We start from the raw sequence: 19,914 nt of genomic DNA on the forward strand, positions 1-19,914 counted from the left end.
AAGAGATACAGTTCCACCCTTTAGGGTATGTCTAAAACGATAACATGCCGAATGGAAACCTTGTTGGGGCGCTACGCCCCTAAATTCCCATTTAACGAACAATCATTTACAATGAGTTCAATATTTGATTTGCCCGGTTCACGGTTACTGCTGCCGGGGTTTCCGGCATACTACCCAAGTTGAACGGAGCAAGCATTTTCTCTATTTTCTTTAATCCGGCTTTATTTCCCTTTTTCTCAAATTCCTGACGGAGGATATTTATCTTCTCGTGCGCCTGAATTCCTTCAATCAAGCGTTCGAAACGGATACAGCTACGCGCTCCCGGATATACAAGATACGTATCTCCACCTGCCCAACTGCGGAAACGGGAATCGAGCAGCGGTTCCAATGGCCAGCTGTTGTATGCCCAACGCAAATAACCGTCCAGGTGTTTCTTAGAAGAATAATAACTTATCCAGACAGCTTCTGCAGGATCGGAGAAAGTAAATGTATTGGGGTGAGCTTCCGTACAGCAGGTGTAATAGTTGGTACGCTTGTTTTCTGCCACACGGCGGAGGCGTACTTCTTCGGGGAAGTTCTGTCCGATTACAATGCAGTAATCATACAAATCGGGCTCAATCTCCGCATGGTAATTTCCTGCCAACGAAACTTTGAAATCCGGATCGGCCTTACGAATCACCTTCAAGGTCTTCTGCATCACTTCCATCGGACGTTCATCCATTGCTATAGCGCAGATATCGAACCATCCTTTTTCTTTCAGGTGCTTGGAGAAAGACGAAAGCATTGCTACCCACATTTCTTCGTAAGCCTCCTCGCCCGGTGCTGTTTTCACAAATTTCAGCGAGTTGGTTGCCTGGTCGTAATACTGGAATGACAACTCCCAAGGAACCATTGAATAACAGTTGATCTGTTTGTCAATGCCCACACTCATCATAAATTCTACCCAACGGTCGAAAATGGTATAGTCGAAAGACCATGTGCCGTCCGCCCGTTTCATCCAGGTAACCATTGTATCAAAATAATCTTCCGTCTGACCGTTCCAGGGTTTGTGCGTCAAAGTAGCCGTGATAATCTTTTGTCCGGCGTCTGCCAGCATTTTCATCAAAGGACGCATGGCGTCTAAATGCTCCTGGCTCCATAGAGGAACCTGATAGTAACGTGCCACTGCATAGGGACTTTGCCACAAATCCAAGTGGTAAGCCCACTCCGAAGGCGCCGGAAGTTCACGGGAAGAAACCGTAATTTCCAGATTCAGGCGTTGCAACAAACGAGAGCCGTCGTTGATTAGCAACTCCCCTTTATACGTTCCGGGAACAGCCGATTGAGGAATCCAACATTGCACCCAGACAGGTTGAACTGTGCGGGCAGGCAAAGCCATCGCTTTCAGACTGGTATCAATCGGATCGGCCACCAATAATGAATCATAATCCACCGCTTTCCGATGTCCGCAGGCACCTCTGCCGTCTTTGTTCAATTCGTCCGTCATCACATAACGAACAAAACCGCCGGTGAATGCATCTTGGGGAAGAACATTTCCTTTCTTGTCTTTGAAATCACCAAAGCTGAAATTCAGGTCTTTCAGTTCTACACCTGTCCATACAACCGCTTGCGCGTTCACACGTTCACCACGCCAGCCTTTCAAAGCAACCGTTTGCTGGTTCTTCAACCGGGGAAGCCCGTGTTTTGCGTACCGGACGTCTGTTGTACCCCAAGACACTTGTGTTATTGTCACTGCCGCCCATTCTTTATCAGACGGCGCAGCAGGGTCGGGCAATTCCTGATAAGTCTGTAAAGGGAACTTCGGTTGTCCTGTCGGAACACCACATTGAGTGACTCCTTGCTGGGCAAAAACTGCGCCTACGCTAAAGAGACAAGTCAGAGAAAAAATAGTAAGTCGTTTCATGGTTAGTTAATTAAATGATTAAAGGTTTTTATTAGGGGGAAAAATATTCAATCACATGGGGTCTACATCATAATAGACAATCAAAGATTTATAGCGTTCATCTTCCAACATCTCCCGTTGGATGCGCAACAGCAACTCCCGGGCACGCCCCATCGGAGCGTTCTGCTCAATCTTTACGACAATCTTTTTAATAAACAACGTTTGGATACGGGCAACAGGAGGTTTATCCGGCCCCAACACTCGATTACCAAATACCGCCCGCAGCTTATCCGCCATCACTACCGCCATCTGATCCAACAACGCTTCATTATGATTTTTCAGATAAACATATACCAACCGGTAATAAGGAGGATAATGGAACATCTGCCGTTCCGCCAACTGCCCGCCTACCATGTCTTCATAATCATTGGCAATGACCTGATGAATGATAGGATGCTCGATACTCTTGGTTTGCAGCACCACCCTACCCCGTTTGTTCTTACGTCCGGCACGTCCCGCTACTTGCGCCATCAACTGGAAAGCCCGTTCATAGGAACGGAAATCCGGATAATTCAGCATCGTATCGGCATTCAGTATACCTACAATACTGACATGATCGAAATCCAATCCTTTTGAAACCATTTGCGTACCGATCAATATATCCGTCTTTCCCTGTTCGAAATCCGCAATAATCTTTTCATAAGCAGAGCGGGTGCGCGTGGTATCCAAGTCCATTCGTGCCACTGCCGCTTCGGGAAAAAGGATTTTAATGTCATCTTCAATCTTTTCCGTACCAAAGCCACGGTTCACCAGTTCCGTACCTTCGCAGGCAGGACAGGATTTCGGCAGTTGGTAGGTATAACCGCAATAATGACAAGTTAGCTGATTGATCCCTTTATGATAGGTAAGGCTCACGTCGCAATTCTTACACTTGGGCACCCAACCGCAAGTACGACACTCCACCATCGGAGCAAACCCGCGACGGTTCTGAAAGAGAATCACTTGCTCTTCTTGTTCCAAAGCCTCTTTCATGTATTGTATCAACAGCGGTGAGAATTGTCCCACCATCCTCTTTTTGCGATGCAATTCCTTTATATCTACCGGAATAATCTCCGGCAATTGAATTTCTTTATATCGTTCTTTTAGTTGTACAAAACCATATTTCCCCTCCCCTGCATTCTGCCACGACTCGATGGAAGGAGTAGCCGTCCCCAACAAAGTTTTAGCTCCGTACATGGCAGCCAGTACAATCGCTGCGCTACGGGCATGATAACGGGGAGCGGGATCTTGTTGCTTATACGTATTTTCGTGCTCTTCGTCCACAATCACCAATCCCAGATTTCGGAAAGGAAGAAACACGGAAGAGCGAACACCCAGGATAATATCGTACCCATTCTCTCCCAGTTGTTTCCGCCATATTTCAACCCGTTCGGCATCGGGGAATTTAGAATGGTAGATCCCCAGGCGAGCACCGAAAACCCGTTGCAGACGCTCTGTAATTTGAGTAGTCAAGGCAATCTCCGGCAACAAATATAAGACTTGCTTTCCCTGACGAATCGTTTCTTCGATCAGATGAATATACACTTCCGTCTTCCCGCTGGACGTTACTCCATGAAGCAGACACACGTTTTTCTCCTGAAAAGACTGAACGATTTCATCATGTGCCCGTTGCTGAAACTCGTTCAAGGCGTTCAGCTCGACTACTTCTTTCTCCTGTTTATTCAACCGTCCGATCTCGTGATAGTAGATTTCGAAAATCTTCTTATCCACCAGCCCGTTCAGTACCGAAGGAGCCACATTAGCCCGTTGCAACAATTCTTTCTTGGAGACTTCTTTCGGAGTTCCGGTTCCTAAAATACCTGAATACTCTACATACTTCATGAGCAACGCCAGTTGCTTCGGAGCACGAGACAGAATATCAAACAGAATATGGAGTTGCTTTTCATCTGCCGTACCCGCAAGCCGCACCCGTGCCTCTGTCTTAGGCTTATAAGTGCGTTTCAATTCTTCCTTTACAAAAATGGCTTCTTTATCGAGCAGGGACTTGATGGCGGTAAGAATATTTTTTATGCCGCTATCTTTCTCCAGTTTAGTGACGGACTGCTGCGCATCTACGGCAAGTAAATCCAAAATGCGTTGTTCCCGTTCCGGCAATGGCGCATCCGCCTCAAAATCGGGATTATATTCAACAATCGTTTCACTCTCCAGCTTCAGGCCGGAAGGAAGTGCCGCTTTATAAACATCTCCCTGTGTACAGAGATAGTAATCGGCTATCCATTCCCAAAATTTGAACTGAACGGGTAGTAAAATGGGAGAAGCATCCAGCAATGCAGATATATCTTTCACTTCGTACTCCGTTGGAGCACAATAATGAACGTTAAGGACGATAGCCGTATAAAACTTCTTTCGCCCGAAAGGAACTACCACACGGCAGCCTATCTTCACATCTTCCGCACATTCGTCCGGCAAAGAGTAAGTGAAACTCTTCGGAAGCGGAAGCGGTAATATGACATCTACATATTTTTTCATTGCAGGTACAAAAATACAATAAAAAAATGGGGAATGAAAAAGAAGGAAGAGAGAACACTCAAAAGAAAAACGCTTCTTAAGGCAGGATTGGGCAGAAACAGTTTCGAGGCTGCAACAGGGCAGCCTCCGAACAAAAAAAGAGTTCCCGTTCACCGGAAACTCTTTTTTATATACGATGTAAAATGACAGACTATTTAAAAAATATAGGCAACAGATACCTGCCAAGTCTTAGTCTTATAAGAACCATCTATTCCTTCAAATTTGGCAGTGTCTCCCAAAGGGATGTTATAATTGGCACCAACCTGCAAATGATTGAGCAATTTCACACCCGCGCCAACGTTAATGCCGACTTCGGCTTTCTTCTTGTCGGTTTTTACGCCTTCAATCGTTTTATTTCCCGCAAAATCGAAATAAAAATCAGGACCTGCAGCGAAGTAAATACCTGCCAGACTTCCCAAACCGATTGTATATTTCAAGTTTACAGGAATATCAATACCGTTTTGCTTAACAGTATAATCCTCGTTTCCTTCAGAAACCTTTATACCTCTTTGAGCAAAAAGCAAGGCAGCATCTACTCCCAACCCTACGATTGGAATATTAAACTCGGCCATCGGACCAATAAAGAAACCGGTAAAATTATCCTTCTTAAAGTTTTCGCTCACATTAGAGAAACTCGCCTTCGACAAGTTCAAACCTCCTTTTACACCAAAGTGTATTTGCGCCTGGGCAGGCATTGCCATACCGATACATACGGCAATCATTAAAGCACCAAAAATCTTTTTCATAAATTTACGTGTTTATAATTCGGGACAAAGATATATAATTAGAATAAATAAACACAATTTATCGGTTTTTTGTTCGCTCAAAGTCGCTGTTGTTCACTTAATCCGACGCCCGTACTTTTATATTTGCTCTTTTGAAGATTGAACTTACAATAGAGCATCAGTTTCATCCACCACTCACAGACTAATAAGAAATTCTTATTAGTTCAATTTTCATCCTATCTATCATCTATAAATCTTGGGAAAATGATAGTTAATCAAATTTACTTCCAGATTATCATACATAACCTTTTCAGCCAACACGCACGGCAAGTGGTTTGTTCCAATGCAAGTTCTTTTTCTAAATGCCGCACCCGGTCACATTGCTTCAACCATTTGCCCTGCAATGTATCATACAAGTGTTTAGCTCCTTTATATATGGTGATTTCCTTATCCTGTTTGCCTAAAAGTGATGCGTATATTGAACAGACTCGAGATTTATCCATGCAATATCGTTCCAACTTTTCGATATACATCAATGTAATCCCCTTTTTATTCCGGTTGATAAAATCCTGAATACTTTCATCGTCGATGATGTCAATGTCGGCTCTTTGGTAGTCCACGGTGATTTCTCTTATCTCTATCAAGACCCAGATATATTCTGTCTCGAATCCGTACTTTGCAGCCGCTTCTTCTATACTAATCCATTGTGCCATAGCGTTTGTTCTTTTATGTGTGATACAATAAGGGATGAATAATGTTTTATTCATGTATATTAGCACAACGAGCATCCACTCTTTTTGCAGTCTGCCGGATGGAGATTGGCTAGGTTAAATTGTGGGATAATCAATAACCGGCCGAATACAAGAAAGACGCAGATGCTGCTGTACCATTATCCACTTTCAAGGCTAGCTAAACCGACCAGAGAACAATGATAACAGCAGACACCCACGTCAATCGTTTATATATAACACATCTTTTACGAATATGTTGATATACATCCGTTCACGTGGAGTATCTACCGTATCATCTCCCTCTGTTTGAATTAGCTATTTCTGAAAGTGAGAGATAATACGCTTTTACTCCATATAGGAAATAAAAACCGCTTCCTGCCTGTTTCATCACGCTGATGGGCTGAAAGCGTATGACAAAGATATATGTTTTTTTTGAAAGGTAGCAGAAATATGGAAATAAATATAGGAAGTTCTGTATTAAAATGAATTTGATAAAATATAATCCTGTTTCTTATTTCTGATTACTGAAATCCGTCACTAATAAAAATAAATAAGCAATTTTACTCTCATACTCTCATCAATCGTTTGAAAAGCCTTTATTCATCGGAGTTACAGGTATGAGAGTAAGTATGATAGTAAGATGAGAGTAACTTTTACTCTCACCATGCCTCACACCAAGACAGGACCATTATCTTCTGACATACAGTACATTATCTACTATTACCAAAAGTATTAACAGCTATAGCATCAAGTATTAACTCCCTAAAAATCATATATTAATAGTTCGAAAATCAGGTATTAATGCATGGGAAACAGTATAATAATACCTTTATTAGTAGTGACAATAAAAGCATTATAGATAAACTTATAACCAGGCTATCATCATCTTTCTACCATTTAAGTAGTGAATGTTCGTTAAAATACGAATATAGGATTTGCTTTTTATAGCATTGTTCGTATATTTGCGAACATTAAATAAAAGAGAAACTAATGTATGGAACAGCAGGAACAGATTGCTCGTTTTGCTAAAGCGTTGGGGCATCCCACCAGAATAGCAATACTTAATTTTCTTGCAAGGCAAGAAAGCTGTTATTTTGGGGACATCCACGATGAGTTGCCAATCGCTAAAGCAACCGTTTCCCAGCATCTAAAAGAGTTAAAAGACGCTGGACTGATACAGGGTGAAATAGAAACGCCCAAAGTGAAATATTGCATAAACCGTGAAAACTGGGAAATAGCCAGACAGTTGTTCGCCCAATTCTTTTGCGATTGCGCTTCTAAAAAAGGTGCTTGCTGTGAATAGCAGCCCTTTTTTTAGACTTATTGTTCGTTGTTTTGCGAATTACGTTTAATATATAAAATAGAAAATATGGAAATTAAAGTTTTGGGTACAGGCTGCGCAAATTGTAAAGCTCTGTACGTAACAGTAGAACAGGCGGTAAGAGATCTAAATTTAGATGCTACGTTAGTTAAAGAGGAAGATATTTTAAAGATTATGGAGTATAATATCCTTAGTTTGCCGGCATTAGTGATTGACGAAAAGATCGTTTCCGCCGGAAGAAAATTATCCTTAGCCGAAGTAAAAGAACTATTGAAACAATAACTTAGAAACACTGTACCTATGAAACATTTATTTTTGATTGTTATCAGCTTACTCCTGTTTTCTTGTAGCGGGAAGCCAAAAACAGAAAACAAACAAGCGGTTTCCCCACAGGGAGATCGTGTAGAAGTAATCTACTTTCATGGAAAACAACGGTGTGTTACCTGCCGTGCGATTGAGCAACTGACGAATGAAGTGTTGGAAGCCACTTTCAGAAATCAAATCGATAAAGGGGCAGTTGTGTATAAGGTTATAGATATTTCAGATCCGCAAAATGAAGCGATTACGGATAAATATGAGGTGACATGGTCGTCTTTGTATATAAACGGCTGGAAGGGAGGAAAAGAAACTGTTAATAACATGACTGAATTTTCTTTTGCCAACGCAAAGGGGTCACCGGACATATTCAAAGAAGGTATAAAGAACAAAATAAATGAACTGCTAAAATAACTATTATATGGATTTTCTTCAAAATCTTCTGGATAATAGTAATATCCCGGTAATAACCGCTTTCCTGCTCGGTTTGCTTACAGCCATAAGTCCTTGCCCTTTAGCTACCAATATAACTGCGATAGGCTTTATCAGTAAGGATATAGGCAACCGGAACAAGATTTTTTTAGGAGGATTGCTTTATACCTTGGGGCGTGTTGTGGCTTATACGGTTTTAGGGATCATCCTGATTTCTATATTGAAAGAGGGATCAAGCATGTTTTCCTTGCAAAAAGGTATAAGTAAATATGGTGAGATACTGATCGCCCCGGTCTTGATATTTGTAGGGGTATTCATGCTTTTCGGAGATCGTTTGAATTTACCTAAGTTCGGATTTTCGGGAACAGGAAAGGCAGAAAAACTGAAAGGCAATTTAGGCAGCCTTTTGCTTGGAGTGCTTTTCGCTCTGGCATTTTGCCCTACCAGCGGACTGTTTTACTTCGGGATGCTTATACCGATGTCGGCAGCAGAACCGGGAGGCTACCTCTTGCCTATTGTCTATGCGGTGGCTACCGGTCTGCCCGTTATTCTGGTAGCCTGGATCTTGGCGTATAGCGTTGCCGGGATAGGTAAATTTTATAACCGCATACAGGTATTTCAGAAATGGTTTAACAGAGTGGTAGCTGTTTTGTTTATCGCAGTCGGCATTTATTACGCATATATCAATTACTTATAAATTAAATAAAAACAGAATATGAAAAGAATCGAGATTTTTGATCCGGCGATGTGTTGCCCTACCGGATTGTGTGGCCCGAATATCAATCCTGACCTTATGAGGATTGCAGCCGTACTGGAAACCCTCAAAAGACAGGGGATCGTTGTCGAGCGTCATAATTTACGGGACGAGCCGCAGCTTTATGTCAGCAATAAAACGGTTAATGATTATTTGATGAAAGAGGGTGCGGAAGGCTTGCCAATCACCATAGTAGAGGGGGAAATCGTGGTAACAAAAGGTTATCCGACCAATAAGCAGTTGAGCGAGTGGACAGGCATTCAGTTAGACATTATTCCAATTATCAACCAATGAGATTATGAAGAATTTCAATTTATCAGACATACAGTTAACAAAGTATTTGTTTTTTACAGGTAAAGGCGGTGTAGGAAAAACTTCTATCGCTTGCGCTACGGCCGTAGGTCTTGCGGATCTTGGCAAAAAGATATTATTGATAAGTACAGATCCAGCATCTAATTTGCAAGATGTGTTTGGGCAGGAACTGAACGGACATGGTACGAATATCTCCGAAGTGCCCGGCCTGACGATCGTAAATCTTGATCCGGAAAAAGCAGCCGCAGAATACCGGGAAAGCGTAATCTCCCCTTATCGTGGGAAATTGCCGGAAAGTGTGATCCGGAATATGGAAGAACAATTGTCCGGATCTTGCACGGTAGAGATTGCAGCGTTCAATGAGTTTTCGGATTTTATCACCGATAAAACCAAAGAGAAAGAATACGATTATATCATTTTTGATACAGCGCCAACAGGACACACCCTAAGAATGTTACAATTACCATCCGCCTGGAGTACGTTTATCAGTGAAAGTACGCATGGCGCATCCTGCTTAGGCCAGCTGTCGGGACTGGAAGAAAAAAAAGGCATTTATAAACAGGCTGTAAATACCTTGTCCGATGAAAAAGCAACCAGCCTGATACTAGTTGCCCGCCCGGATCTTGCTCCATTAAAGGAGGCTGCACGCTCTTCTCACGAGTTGAATTTGCTTGGCATAAAAAACCAGGTACTTGTCATAAACGGAGTGTTACAACAAGCCGATGATAACGACAAAGTTTCCAAGTTATTAAGCGAAAAACAAACTTCGGCTTTACAGAACATTCCGGAGGAGTTGAAAGATTATCCGGCATATAGCGTTCCGTTACGTTCCTACAATTTATCAACTATAGAAAATATCCGGAAAATGTTATCGAGCGATAACCTTATTTCGGGAGGTGATTACAAGCCTTTGCAGGGTGAAAAGAATCTGGATGATTTGGTAAATGACCTTTTTTCTTCCGGCAAACGGGTTATTTTTACAATGGGAAAAGGGGGCGTAGGAAAAACGACTGTTGCAACCAATATCGCCCTAAAGCTAAAAGCACTTGGCGCAAAAGTGCATTTGACAACAACAGACCCGGCCAATCACTTGAATTATGAACTTGTAATAAAAGCAGGGATCGACGTTAGCAAAATTGACGAAGCCGAAGTTCTGGAGGCTTATAAAAACGAGGTAAGGGCAAAAGCCAGGGAAAACCAAATGACGGCCGAAGATATGGAATATATTGAGGAAGATCTGCGTTCCCCTTGCACACAGGAAATAGCTGTATTCAAGGCATTTGCCGATATAGTGGAAAAGGCTGATACGGAAATTGTAGTAATAGACACAGCACCAACCGGACATACTTTGTTATTGTTGGATGCAACGCAAAGTTATCACAAGGAGGTAGAACGAACGCAGGGAGAAATCAAGGGAGCAGTGGCAAACCTGTTGCCACGTTTGCGCAATCCCAAAGAAACGGAGGTTGTCATCGTAACACTTCCGGAAACAACCCCTGTTTTTGAGGCGGAACGTTTATTGCAAGATTTACAACGGGCAGGCATCAAGAACAAATGGTGGGTGATAAACTCCTGTTTATCTCTGGTTGATACCCAAAACCCATTTTTAAAGGCCAAAGCACAAAGTGAGTTGCCATGGATCGACAGAGTAAAGAAATTATCTGACAATAATACCGCGTTAATCGCATGGAGAGCAAAATAAAAAGAGAGTGATTATGAAACAACTTGCTTTTTTAGACCGTTATTTGACGGTATGGATTTTCTTAGCAATGTTTATCGGTGTAGGACTGGGTTACCTATATCCCGGCATCGTAGACTTTTGGAGTCATTTTGAAGTCGGAACGACGAATATACCCTTGGCAATAGGGCTTATCCTGATGATGTATCCACCTTTGGCAAAGGTGAAATATGAAGAATTAGGCAACGTATTCAAAAATAAGAAAATCCTGACCGTATCACTTTTGTTGAATTGGTTGGTAGGGCCGATACTGATGTTCGCTCTCTCAATCATCTTCCTGCATAATTACCCCGAATATATGTACGGATTGATTATGATAGGTCTTGCACGATGTATCGCCATGGTACTGGTTTGGAGCGAACTTGCAGGAGGAAGCAACGAATATACGGCCGGACTGGTCGCTTTTAACAGCATCTTTCAGGTCCTTTTCTTTTCTGTATATGCTTATTTCTTCTTATCTGTGTTCCCTGAATGGGTGGGAATGGAAACAACCAACGCCGTTCAACAAATCACGATGTCCGAGATTGCGAAAAGTGTAGGCATTTATTTAGGAATACCGTTTGTTCTTGGATTTCTTACACGTTTAGTCTTGGTTAAGAATAAAGGCATGGATTGGTATTACCAGAAATTTATCCCTAAAATCAGCCCGGTTACATTGTTGGCCTTGCTGTTTACAATCGTGATAATGTTCTCTTACAAGGGAGAATATATCATAAAATTGCCGTATGATGTGATGATAATAGCAGTCCCGTTGGTGTTGTACTTTGGAATCATGTTTTTTGTTTCCTTTTTTATTACCCGAAAAATGGGAACGGATTACCCAAAAGCCGCATCCGTATCATTTACGGCTACCGGAAATAACTTTGAATTGGCTATTGCTGTGGCTATTGCCGTTTTCGGTATCAGTTCGGGAGAGGCTTTCGCCGCGGTAATCGGGCCACTGGTAGAAGTACCCGTATTGATACTATTAGTAAGATATGCGTTAAAGATGCGCCGCAAATTTAAAGCAAAGAACTAGAAACTACAGTTCCGAGGCGGGAAACGACAGTATCTAAGGCAGGAAACGACAGTACCTAAGGCAGGAAACTGAAGTTTCCATATAGAGTTATTATAACTCTCCCGTAAGGATAACTAGAACTTCCCATAGCTTTGCATAAAGAAATCAAGGACTTTTCTTTAGTTATATTATACGTTGCAGATACTTTATCTGCAACGTATCTGCAACAGGTATCTGCAACGCTCCAACTGCCTATTTACTAATACATTACAAGCGTTTTGTTGCAGGTGGCAGATACTTTGATGTTTTTTAAACTTTATGGAGGAAGATTATACTCATTCTTACTACTATGAAAACAAATCATTTAACGCCTCGCTCATACTAGGATGAGTAAAAATGAAGTCACGCAGGAAAGTATAATCCTGACCTGTCTTCATTGCAACAGCAACTATATTGATTACTTCGCTGGAATCAGGCGCAAACAGCATACAGCCCAATATTTTTCCCGTATTCTTATCAATAACAGCTTTCAAAAGGCCATCCGTTTCTCCCAATGTTTTCGCTCTTGGTATCGCCATAACGGGCAATTTCTTGATAATAATATCCAAATTCTGTTTACGAGCCTCTTCTTCATTCAATCCGATACGTGCTAATGGAGGATCAATAAAAACAGAGTAGCTAACCGGATTGCGATCATTGGTTGTCCGTTCTTTATCGCCAAACAGATCCTCCCGGATAATCCGGTAATCATCCAATGAAATATAAGTGAACTGCAAACCACCTTTCACATCACCAACGGCACGTATATTCGGTTGGGTTGTTTTCAGGTATTCATCCACAATGATCGCTCCGCGTGCATCCGTCTCCACTCCGGCCACTTCCAAATTCAGATCTTTCGTGTTCGGCCGGCGTCCTGTAGCCAGCAATACAGCATCAGCTTCAAGTTCCACCACCTCACCAGTTTGTGAATCAGAAAAAACAACGACTGCTCCATCTTCGATATGTTTCACAGATTGAACCTTTGCATTCATTCGAAAAACAATGCCTTTTTTCTCTAATGTTTCTTTTACACTTGCAGCAATATCCCGATCTTCACGCACAATCAGTTCAGGATAACTTTCGAGTACGGTCACCTGTGAACCGAACGAAGCATACATAGACGCAAACTCCAAACCGATGTAACCGCCACCGACAATAACCAGTTGGCGGGGAAGCTCGGCCAATTCCATGATTGAGGTACTTGTATAAACCAACGGATTACCCGCAACTCCCTCAATGGGAGGAATAACTGTTTCTGCTCCCGTATTGATAATAATTTGCTTCGATGTCAGCATTATTTCTTCAGTAGATGTACGGACAGAAACCACATCGGAAGAGACAAAAGAGCCCACACCTGTATAGACTGTCACATTGGGATTATCTGCCAGATTATGGTAATTCTTATTTCTCAATGCACTTGTCACAGCTTCTTTCACATAAATGGCGTTGCGATAGAACTCACTCCTTTCTTCAAATGTAGCATCTTTCATACCGGAAGCAATCTTAGCCTGATGAACCAATGTCTTGGTCGGAATACAGCCAATATTAATACACGTTCCTCCATACATTTTATCCGAACGTTCAACAATGGCAACTTTTCGCCCACGCTTTGCAAACTCTGCCGCAAGAGTCTTCCCTCCCTTGCCAAAACCGATAATAATAACGTCAAATGCATCCATATCCATATAGTTTTAATTGGTTCTAAATTTACTTGTTAAGTTCATAACTAATGATGTTGCAAAGTTCACTGTTTTTGAAAGAATGAACAATAACCATTTTACCGGATAAGTTAGCAATTATTCCCATATAGAATAAAAGTAACAAATAATCAAAATCGCCGGAGCAGATCAGTGACTTGCCCGGCGATTTCCCTATTGAATCGATTCCCACTTACTATCTATCAACGGTTGGGATGAATATCCAGTTTGACTGGTTTAATCATATTTTCAGGTTCCAGAATGGTATCCAAATCTTTCTTGGAAAGGATATTATGTTCCAAAACAAGTTCATACACTCCCTTTCCTGTTTCCAATGCTTCTTTAGCTATCTTGGTAGAATTTTTATAACCAATCACCGGATTCAGGGCTGTCACTACGCCAATGCTGTTGTGCACATCTCTCCGGCATTTTTCTTCATTGGCTGTTATGCCGTCGATACATAACGTACGCAAGGTATCGAAGCCATTCATCAACAAGTCGGCAGACTCGAAACAACATTGCGCCATCACCGGCTCCATCGCATTCAGCTCCATTTGAGCGGCTTCGCCACTCATGGCCACACAAAGATCATTTCCTATCACCTTATAAGCCACCTGGTTCATCACTTCAGGAATCACCGGGTTCACTTTTCCCGGCATGATGGATGAACCCGGTTGCATAGCCGGCAGATTGATTTCGCCCAATCCGCAACGCGGACCGGAAGCCAGCAATCGCAAGTCATTGCATATCTTATTCATTTTGACAGCTATACGCCTCATCGCTCCCGAATAACCTACCATGCAGGAAGTATCCGAAGTGGCTCCTACCAAATCATCGGCAAGCTTTATATCCAGTCCCGTAATCTTGCGCAAAGCGGCAATACACTTTTCCGCATATTCCGGTTCGGCGGTGATTCCGGTTCCGATGGCCGTGGCTCCCATGTTGACTGTCAGAAAGTCTTGCGCGGCAAAATCAAGATTCTTCACTTCATGTTCAAGAATACTCGCAAACCCGTTGAAGGTCTGTCCGAGAGTCATCGGTACGGCATCTTCCAGTTGAGTACGTCCCATTTTGATGATATGCGCAAACTCACTTCCTTTCTTCCGGAAAGCCTCTATCAACACCTCGAAATGCTTAACTAATTTCAAATGAGTGTAATAGAGTCCAATGTGGATAGCGGTGGGATAAGCATCGTTGGTAGATTGCGAGCGGTTGACATGATCGTTAGGCGAACAGTATTGATACTCTCCGCGCTGATGCCCCATCAATTCCAATGCCCGGTTGGCAACCACTTCATTGATATTCATGTTCGTGGTAGTACCCGCTCCTCCCTGAATCATATCTACGGGGAACTGTTCGCGATGCTTTCCTTCAAGTATTTCTTTACAAGCTCTCAAGATAGCATCCGTTTGTTCTTCGGTTAATAAGTCCAGTTCGCGGTTGGCAACGGCGGCTCCCATTTTTGTGATAGCCAATGCCTGGATAAACAAAGGGTACTCATTTAAATGAAACTTACTGATGCGAAAGTTTTCGATACCGCGGAGCGTCTGTACTCCGTACAGTGCACTTTCCGGCACTTCACGACTACCTATCAGGTCACTCTCCGTACGAGTTTTTTTTGATAAATTTTGTTCCATATCGGTTGTTTTATAATAATAACAGTTTCGTTAGTTCTTATAATAACCAATGAGTTTAGTTATTGTTTTAATAAATATGCAAAAACTATTCAAAGACTTTTTTGTTGTTAATACAAGAAAAAGAAAATACAAAGAGAGAAATCACTTATCTTTGTTGGGAACTTAAAACAGCATCTTATGATATTACAATTAGCATTTGTTCTGACAGCTATTATTATTGGCGCACGCCTGGGAGGTATCGGCCTCGGCGTGATGGGAGGAGTTGGATTGGCTATACTTACGTTCGTTTTTGGTTTACAACCCACCGCGCCTCCTATCGACGTAATGTTAATGATTGCCGCAGTGATTTCGGCTGCTTCCTGTATGCAAGCGGCCGGCGGACTGGACTATATGGTGAAACTGGCAGAACATTTGCTTCGTAAGAATCCTTCACACGTCACCCTGCTTAGTCCGCTGGTGACTTACCTGTTTACTTTTGTAGCCGGAACGGGACACGTCGCCTATTCTGTGTTGCCGGTCATCGCGGAGGTTGCCACCGAAACCAAAATCCGTCCGGAACGTCCGTTGGGTATTGCTGTCATTGCTTCCCAACAGGCCATTACGGCCAGTCCGATTTCCGCGGCTACCGTAGCACTTCTCGGACTCTTAGCCGGATTCGATATTACCCTGTTCGACATTCTCAAAATTACGATTCCCGCTACCATTGTCGGCGTGTTGGTCGGTGCTTTATTCTCTATGAAAGTCGGTAAAGAGCTGGTGGAAGACCCCGAATATCAGAAACGTCTGAAAGAAGGATTATTCAACAATAAAAAGATAGAGATTAAAGATGTGAAGAACAAACGTTCCGCTATGATTTCCGTCCTTATCTTTATATTGGCAACTGCGTTTATCGTACTCTTCGGTTCTTTTGAAGGAATGCGCCCCAGTTTCCTGATCGACGGGGAAATAGTTACATTAGGAATGTCTTCCATCATTGAAATCGTGATGTTATCGGCTGCTGCCATTATCCTGTTAGTGACCAAGACTGACGGAATCAAAGCAACGCAAGGTTCCGTATTTCCGGCAGGCATGCAGGCAGTGATTGCCATCTTCGGTATTGCCTGGATGGGAGATACCTTCCTTCAGGGAAATATGGGACAGCTAACTCTTTCTATTGAAGGGATCGTGCAACAAATGCCGTGGCTGTTTGGTGTCGCGCTGTTTGTGATGTCTATTCTACTATACAGCCAGGCTGCCACAGTTCGGGCACTTGTGCCTCTGGGCATTGCGTTGGGGATTTCGCCTTATATGCTGATCGCCTTGTTTCCGGCAGTGAACGGATATTTCTTTATTCCGAATTACCCTACCGTAGTGGCTGCCATTAATTTCGACCGTACCGGGACAACAAAAATCGGCAAGTATGTGTTAAATCATTCGTTCATGATGCCCGGCTTGGTATCGACGATTGTTGCCATTGCCCTAGGACTGCTCTTTATACAAATATTTTAATATACATATATTATTAACCTAAACATCATTCAGTTATGAAACAATTCAAAAGCTTTGGACTGGTAGTAGTCACACTACTATTTTCTGTAACAATGGCATTTGCCGCCAAACCGAACATTCATATCCTTGCCACCGGAGGAACGATTGCAGGCACAGGAAGTTCAGCTACCGGAACCAGCTACACAGCAGGACAAGTTGCCATCGGCGCACTACTCGATGCCGTGCCGGAAATTAAGGATATCGCCAACGTGACCGGAGAACAGATTGTCAAAATCGGTTCGCAGGACATGAACGACCAGGTTTGGCTGACGCTTGCAAAAAAAATAAATGAACTATTGAAACGCCCGGACATCGACGGCATCGTGATTACTCACGGAACCGATACGATGGAAGAAACTGCCTATTTCCTGAACCTGACCGTTAAAAGCAACAAACCGGTGGTACTGGTAGGTGCCATGCGTCCGTCTACTGCTCTAAGTGCCGACGGCCCGTTGAATCTTTATAACGCCGTAGTTACCGCCGCCGCAAAAGAATCCAAAGACAAAGGAGTACTGGTTGCCATGAACGGACTGATCCTTGGAGCACAGAGTACAGTTAAAATGAACACGGTCGACGTGCAAACTTTCCAAGCTCCCAACTCCGGCGCGCTAGGTTATGTGTTGAACGGAAAAGTATTCTATAATCAGGTGACGCTAAAAAAACATACCACCCAATCCGTTTTCGATGTTACTCATCTGAACGCACTTCCTAAAGTAGGTATCGTATACAGCTACTCTAACATTGAAGCAGATATGGTCACTCCGATGCTCAACAACGGCTATAAAGGCATTATCCATGCAGGAGTAGGAAATGGAAATATCCATCAGAATATCTTCCCGGTACTGACAGACGCCCGTCAGAAAGGAATCCTTGTGGTTCGTTCTTCCCGTGTCCCGACAGGTCCTACCACACTGGATGCAGAGGTAGACGACGCCAAATATCAGTTTGTGGCTTCACAGGAACTGAATCCGCAGAAATCACGCGTTTTGTTAATGCTTGCACTAACCAAAACAACTGACTGGAAACAAATTCAGCAATATTTTAACGAATACTAAAAGCCTGACCTACTTATGAAAAAATGGATATTTATGTTGCTCCTCGCGGGCAGCATACAGGGAGTATATGCTCAAAAAACGGAGAAGAAGGATAAATTCAACCCGAACACTCCCCTGTTTGAAGAACTGACAGACGTAAAAAAGAAGACAGATAAGTTCAATCTTTATCTGAATATGCAAGGAAGTTTTGACGCTCATTTCCAAAATGGTTTTCAGGAAGGTGACTTCAATATGCACCAGCTCCGTATCGAAGCCAAAGGAAATATCAACAACTGGCTTTCTTACCGCTATCGCCAGCGCCTCAACCGCTCGAACGATGCAAACGGCATGATTGACAATCTGCCTACTTCCATCGACTATGCCGGAATCGGTATCAAACTGAATGACCAGTTCAGTCTCTTCGCAGGAAAGCAATGTGCCGCATACGGTGGTATCGAGTTCGACCTCAACCCGATCGACATCTATCAGTACAGCGATATGATCGACTATATGAGTAACTTTATGACCGGACTGAATGTAGGTTATAACATTACTCCCGAACAACAACTTAACCTGCAAATACTGAACAGCCGCAACAGTTCGTTCGACAATACTTACGGAATCACGGAAGATGCCGAAGGAAATCTTCCCGATCTGAAATCCGGCAAAATGCCGCTGGTTTATACTTTGAACTGGAACGGTAATTTCAATAACGTATTCAAGACCCGTTGGTCGGCTTCTATCATGAACGAGGCCAAAAGTCACAATATGTATTATTATGCTTTAGGTAACGAGTTGAATCTCGGCAAATGGAATGCTTTTGTCGATTTCATGTATTCAAAAGAGGATATTGACCGCAAAGGTATTATCACCAACATCGTAGGCCGTCCGGGCGGACACAATGCCTTTGACGCGAATTATCTTTCCGTGGTTGCCAAATGTAATTATCGTTTTCTGCCGAAATGGAATGTGTTTGTGAAGGGTATGTATGAGACGGCTTCCGTGAGCAAGGCATCCGAAGGAATAGAGAAAGGCAATTACCGTACTTCCTGGGGATACCTGACCGGTATCGAATATTATCCGATGGAAACCAACCTGCATTTCTTTGTGACGTATGTAGGACGTTCGTATGATTTCACCTCCCGCGCCAAAGTGCTGGGACAGGAGAATTACAGTACTAACCGGATTTCCGTAGGATTCATCTGGCAGATGCCTGTATTCTAAAAAACAGCCTCATTATTATACAAAAAATACCCGATAGCCTTCTTGCAAAGGTTATCGGGTATTCTTATATGTTCGGTCTTTTTTAATCAATACTCTTCCTCGTTAAAGAAGAAATCCTCCTTACTAGGATAATCCGGCCAAATATCTTCGATACTCTCATAGATTTCGCCCTCATCTTCCATCTCTTGGAGGTTCTCAATAACTTCAAGAGGAGCACCCGAACGCATGGCATAATCAATCAATTCATCCTTGGTTGCCGGCCAGGGAGCATCTTCAAGTTTTGATGCAAGTTCCAATGTCCAATACATAATCTTGAGTATTTTAAGTGAATACTAAATTTGTCTCGTTTTCTATTTTTCGGCAAAAGTATAATAAAATCTATCATTTCCAACTATTATCCCAAAATATTTCATTATTTTGTTCATCAAAATTAATTTTTCGGGATAATACAAACAAATAATCTGATAATCTGTTGACAAATGCTAATACTTCGGGAGAAATTGTACAAGTTTCGGACAAAGCCAGAATGCGTCTTTCAGCTCTCCGGCAAATCGTACGGCAAACATGGCAAACGGCTGCTCCACGACTTCCGCCGGGAATGATGAAAGCACAAAGTTCGGGTAATTGCTCGTCCAGCTTATCAATCTCCCGCTCAATACTTTCCACATGTTCAGGGGTAATGATACTGGCGGGTTTCAGTTGTGTTTTCTCCTGGTCGGTGGCCAGGTGTGAACCGATGGCGAATAACTTATGTTGAATACTCAAGATAAAATCCCGGTCGGACTCCTCCTGCAGATAAGTGTGCAGCCATCCCAGGTGAGAATTTAATTCATCCACCGTTCCGTAAGCTTCCAGGCGGATATGAGTCTTTGGAACGCGACTTCCGCCGACAAGACTGGTAGTTCCTTTGTCTCCGGTCTTTGTATATACAAGGCTCTTTTTCATAACTTTCTTTTTTACTATTATAGATGGTAAACGTAC

19 protein-coding genes are annotated in these 19,914 nt (G+C 42.7%); 11 read left to right on the top strand and 8 right to left on the bottom strand.

All coding sequences use genetic code 11. From position 1 onward, the window contains the following. Positions 1-106: 106 nt before the first annotated feature. Entirely contained in the window at positions 107-1,903 is a 1,797-nt protein-coding gene (locus tag HMPREF9009_RS01450) for a DUF4091 domain-containing protein (protein ID WP_049701239.1), read from the bottom strand. A gap of 51 nt (positions 1,904-1,954) precedes the next feature. Next, positions 1,955-4,411: a replication restart helicase PriA gene (priA, locus tag HMPREF9009_RS01455; protein WP_049701240.1), complete on the bottom strand. Its 2,457-nt coding sequence runs from the start codon at positions 4,409-4,411 to the stop codon at positions 1,955-1,957. Positions 4,412-4,444: 33 nt separating this feature from the next. Between priA and HMPREF9009_RS25615 the strand changes: the two genes are divergently transcribed. Next, entirely contained in the window at positions 4,445-4,597 is a 153-nt protein-coding gene (locus HMPREF9009_RS25615) for a hypothetical protein (protein ID WP_153882614.1), read from the top strand. An 8-nt stretch (positions 4,598-4,605) separates the two neighbouring features. Here the strand turns inward: HMPREF9009_RS25615 and HMPREF9009_RS01460 are convergent, their stop codons facing one another. Both HMPREF9009_RS01460 and HMPREF9009_RS01465 read right to left on the bottom strand, forming a co-directional pair. After that, a complete protein-coding gene (locus HMPREF9009_RS01460) occupies positions 4,606-5,196 on the bottom strand; it encodes a porin family protein (protein ID WP_049701241.1) in 591 nt (196 codons plus the stop codon). A gap of 260 nt (positions 5,197-5,456) precedes the next feature. After that, positions 5,457-5,888, bottom strand: a complete 432-nt coding sequence (locus HMPREF9009_RS01465) for a hypothetical protein (protein WP_049702195.1) — start codon at positions 5,886-5,888, stop codon at positions 5,457-5,459. A 1,012-nt stretch (positions 5,889-6,900) separates the two neighbouring features. On the opposite strand from HMPREF9009_RS01465, the gene HMPREF9009_RS01470 reads away from it, so the two are divergent. The 7 genes from HMPREF9009_RS01470 (at position 6,901) to arsB (ending at position 11,796) form a co-directional block, all read left to right on the top strand. After that, on the top strand, positions 6,901-7,209 hold the full coding sequence (locus tag HMPREF9009_RS01470; RefSeq protein ID WP_008023058.1) for an ArsR/SmtB family transcription factor: 309 nt from the start codon (positions 6,901-6,903) through the stop codon (positions 7,207-7,209). A 66-nt stretch (positions 7,210-7,275) separates the two neighbouring features. Then, positions 7,276-7,509: a thioredoxin family protein gene (locus HMPREF9009_RS01475; protein ID WP_008023059.1), complete on the top strand. Its 234-nt coding sequence runs from the start codon at positions 7,276-7,278 to the stop codon at positions 7,507-7,509. An 18-nt stretch (positions 7,510-7,527) separates the two neighbouring features. Continuing rightward, on the top strand, positions 7,528-7,956 hold the full coding sequence (locus tag HMPREF9009_RS01480) for a nitrophenyl compound nitroreductase subunit ArsF family protein (RefSeq protein ID WP_049701242.1): 429 nt from the start codon (positions 7,528-7,530) through the stop codon (positions 7,954-7,956). 7 nt (positions 7,957-7,963) lie between these two features. After that, a complete protein-coding gene (locus tag HMPREF9009_RS01485) occupies positions 7,964-8,671 on the top strand; it encodes an aromatic aminobenezylarsenical efflux permease ArsG family transporter (RefSeq protein ID WP_008023061.1) in 708 nt (235 codons plus the stop codon). Positions 8,672-8,689: 18 nt separating this feature from the next. Then, entirely contained in the window at positions 8,690-9,022 is a 333-nt protein-coding gene (gene arsD / locus HMPREF9009_RS01490) for an arsenite efflux transporter metallochaperone ArsD (protein WP_008023063.1), read from the top strand. 4 nt (positions 9,023-9,026) lie between these two features. Next, positions 9,027-10,742 (top strand): arsenical pump-driving ATPase, encoded by a 1,716-nt coding sequence (gene arsA / locus HMPREF9009_RS01495; protein WP_049701243.1) that lies wholly within the window; start codon positions 9,027-9,029, stop codon positions 10,740-10,742. Between the two features lie 13 nt (positions 10,743-10,755). Next, entirely contained in the window at positions 10,756-11,796 is a 1,041-nt protein-coding gene (gene arsB / locus HMPREF9009_RS01500; RefSeq protein WP_049701244.1) for an ACR3 family arsenite efflux transporter, read from the top strand. Between the two features lie 326 nt (positions 11,797-12,122). Here arsB and HMPREF9009_RS01505 read toward each other — a convergent pair whose 3' ends face one another. After that, positions 12,123-13,493, bottom strand: a complete 1,371-nt coding sequence (locus HMPREF9009_RS01505; protein ID WP_049702196.1) for an FAD-dependent oxidoreductase — start codon at positions 13,491-13,493, stop codon at positions 12,123-12,125. A 221-nt stretch (positions 13,494-13,714) separates the two neighbouring features. Next, the gene (locus tag HMPREF9009_RS01510) at positions 13,715-15,148 is read right to left on the bottom strand and encodes an aspartate ammonia-lyase (RefSeq protein WP_049701245.1); all 1,434 of its coding nucleotides are present in this window, start codon (positions 15,146-15,148) and stop codon (positions 13,715-13,717) included. 177 nt (positions 15,149-15,325) lie between these two features. Here HMPREF9009_RS01510 and HMPREF9009_RS01515 point away from each other — a divergent pair, with 177 nt between their 5' ends. Genes HMPREF9009_RS01515 through HMPREF9009_RS01525 form a run of 3 tightly spaced genes read left to right on the top strand, consistent with a single transcriptional unit; the run spans position 15,326 to position 18,933 of the window. After that, positions 15,326-16,636, top strand: a complete 1,311-nt coding sequence (locus tag HMPREF9009_RS01515; RefSeq protein ID WP_004313440.1) for an anaerobic C4-dicarboxylate transporter family protein — start codon at positions 15,326-15,328, stop codon at positions 16,634-16,636. Between the two features lie 35 nt (positions 16,637-16,671). Next, positions 16,672-17,730, top strand: a complete 1,059-nt coding sequence (ansB, locus tag HMPREF9009_RS01520) for an L-asparaginase 2 (RefSeq protein WP_004313439.1) — start codon at positions 16,672-16,674, stop codon at positions 17,728-17,730. Between the two features lie 15 nt (positions 17,731-17,745). Beyond that, complete coding sequence (locus HMPREF9009_RS01525) at positions 17,746-18,933, top strand: porin (RefSeq protein ID WP_049701246.1); 1,188 nt, start codon at positions 17,746-17,748, stop codon at positions 18,931-18,933. An 86-nt stretch (positions 18,934-19,019) separates the two neighbouring features. Here HMPREF9009_RS01525 and HMPREF9009_RS01530 read toward each other — a convergent pair whose 3' ends face one another. Both HMPREF9009_RS01530 and HMPREF9009_RS01535 read right to left on the bottom strand, forming a co-directional pair. Further along, positions 19,020-19,241: a DUF2795 domain-containing protein gene (locus HMPREF9009_RS01530; protein ID WP_002558131.1), complete on the bottom strand. Its 222-nt coding sequence runs from the start codon at positions 19,239-19,241 to the stop codon at positions 19,020-19,022. A 73-nt stretch (positions 19,242-19,314) separates the two neighbouring features. Next, positions 19,315-19,878: a cob(I)yrinic acid a,c-diamide adenosyltransferase gene (locus HMPREF9009_RS01535; RefSeq protein ID WP_004313274.1), complete on the bottom strand. Its 564-nt coding sequence runs from the start codon at positions 19,876-19,878 to the stop codon at positions 19,315-19,317. Between the last annotated feature and the right edge of the window lie 36 nt (positions 19,879-19,914).

It is taken from the genome of Bacteroides sp. 3_1_13 (assembly GCF_001185845.1).
In the GTDB taxonomy this organism is placed as follows: Bacteria; Bacteroidota; Bacteroidia; order Bacteroidales; family Bacteroidaceae; genus Bacteroides; species Bacteroides xylanisolvens.

What these genes read in the sequence shown, in the direction of transcription:
- HMPREF9009_RS01460 (WP_049701241.1), bottom strand. Translation starts at nt 5,196, where the DNA reads ATGAAAAAGATTTTTGGTGCTTTAATGATTGCCGTATGTATCGGTATG.
- ansB (WP_004313439.1), top strand. Translation starts at nt 16,672, where the DNA reads ATGAAACAATTCAAAAGCTTTGGACTGGTAGTAGTCACACTACTATTT.
- arsB (WP_049701244.1), top strand. Translation starts at nt 10,756, where the DNA reads ATGAAACAACTTGCTTTTTTAGACCGTTATTTGACGGTATGGATTTTC.
- arsA (WP_049701243.1), top strand. Translation starts at nt 9,027, where the DNA reads ATGAAGAATTTCAATTTATCAGACATACAGTTAACAAAGTATTTGTTT.
- HMPREF9009_RS01510 (WP_049701245.1), bottom strand. Translation starts at nt 15,148, where the DNA reads ATGGAACAAAATTTATCAAAAAAAACTCGTACGGAGAGTGACCTGATA.
- HMPREF9009_RS01480 (WP_049701242.1), top strand. Translation starts at nt 7,528, where the DNA reads ATGAAACATTTATTTTTGATTGTTATCAGCTTACTCCTGTTTTCTTGT.
- HMPREF9009_RS01450 (WP_049701239.1), bottom strand. Translation starts at nt 1,903, where the DNA reads ATGAAACGACTTACTATTTTTTCTCTGACTTGTCTCTTTAGCGTAGGC.
- HMPREF9009_RS01525 (WP_049701246.1), top strand. Translation starts at nt 17,746, where the DNA reads ATGAAAAAATGGATATTTATGTTGCTCCTCGCGGGCAGCATACAGGGA.
- HMPREF9009_RS01465 (WP_049702195.1), bottom strand. Translation starts at nt 5,888, where the DNA reads ATGGCACAATGGATTAGTATAGAAGAAGCGGCTGCAAAGTACGGATTC.
- HMPREF9009_RS01485 (WP_008023061.1), top strand. Translation starts at nt 7,964, where the DNA reads ATGGATTTTCTTCAAAATCTTCTGGATAATAGTAATATCCCGGTAATA.
- HMPREF9009_RS01535 (WP_004313274.1), bottom strand. Translation starts at nt 19,878, where the DNA reads ATGAAAAAGAGCCTTGTATATACAAAGACCGGAGACAAAGGAACTACC.
- arsD (WP_008023063.1), top strand. Translation starts at nt 8,690, where the DNA reads ATGAAAAGAATCGAGATTTTTGATCCGGCGATGTGTTGCCCTACCGGA.
- HMPREF9009_RS01515 (WP_004313440.1), top strand. Translation starts at nt 15,326, where the DNA reads ATGATATTACAATTAGCATTTGTTCTGACAGCTATTATTATTGGCGCA.
- priA (WP_049701240.1), bottom strand. Translation starts at nt 4,411, where the DNA reads ATGAAAAAATATGTAGATGTCATATTACCGCTTCCGCTTCCGAAGAGT.
- HMPREF9009_RS25615 (WP_153882614.1), top strand. Translation starts at nt 4,445, where the DNA reads ATGAAAAAGAAGGAAGAGAGAACACTCAAAAGAAAAACGCTTCTTAAG.
- HMPREF9009_RS01475 (WP_008023059.1), top strand. Translation starts at nt 7,276, where the DNA reads ATGGAAATTAAAGTTTTGGGTACAGGCTGCGCAAATTGTAAAGCTCTG.
- HMPREF9009_RS01505 (WP_049702196.1), bottom strand. Translation starts at nt 13,493, where the DNA reads ATGGATGCATTTGACGTTATTATTATCGGTTTTGGCAAGGGAGGGAAG.
- HMPREF9009_RS01470 (WP_008023058.1), top strand. Translation starts at nt 6,901, where the DNA reads ATGGAACAGCAGGAACAGATTGCTCGTTTTGCTAAAGCGTTGGGGCAT.
- HMPREF9009_RS01530 (WP_002558131.1), bottom strand. Translation starts at nt 19,241, where the DNA reads ATGTATTGGACATTGGAACTTGCATCAAAACTTGAAGATGCTCCCTGG.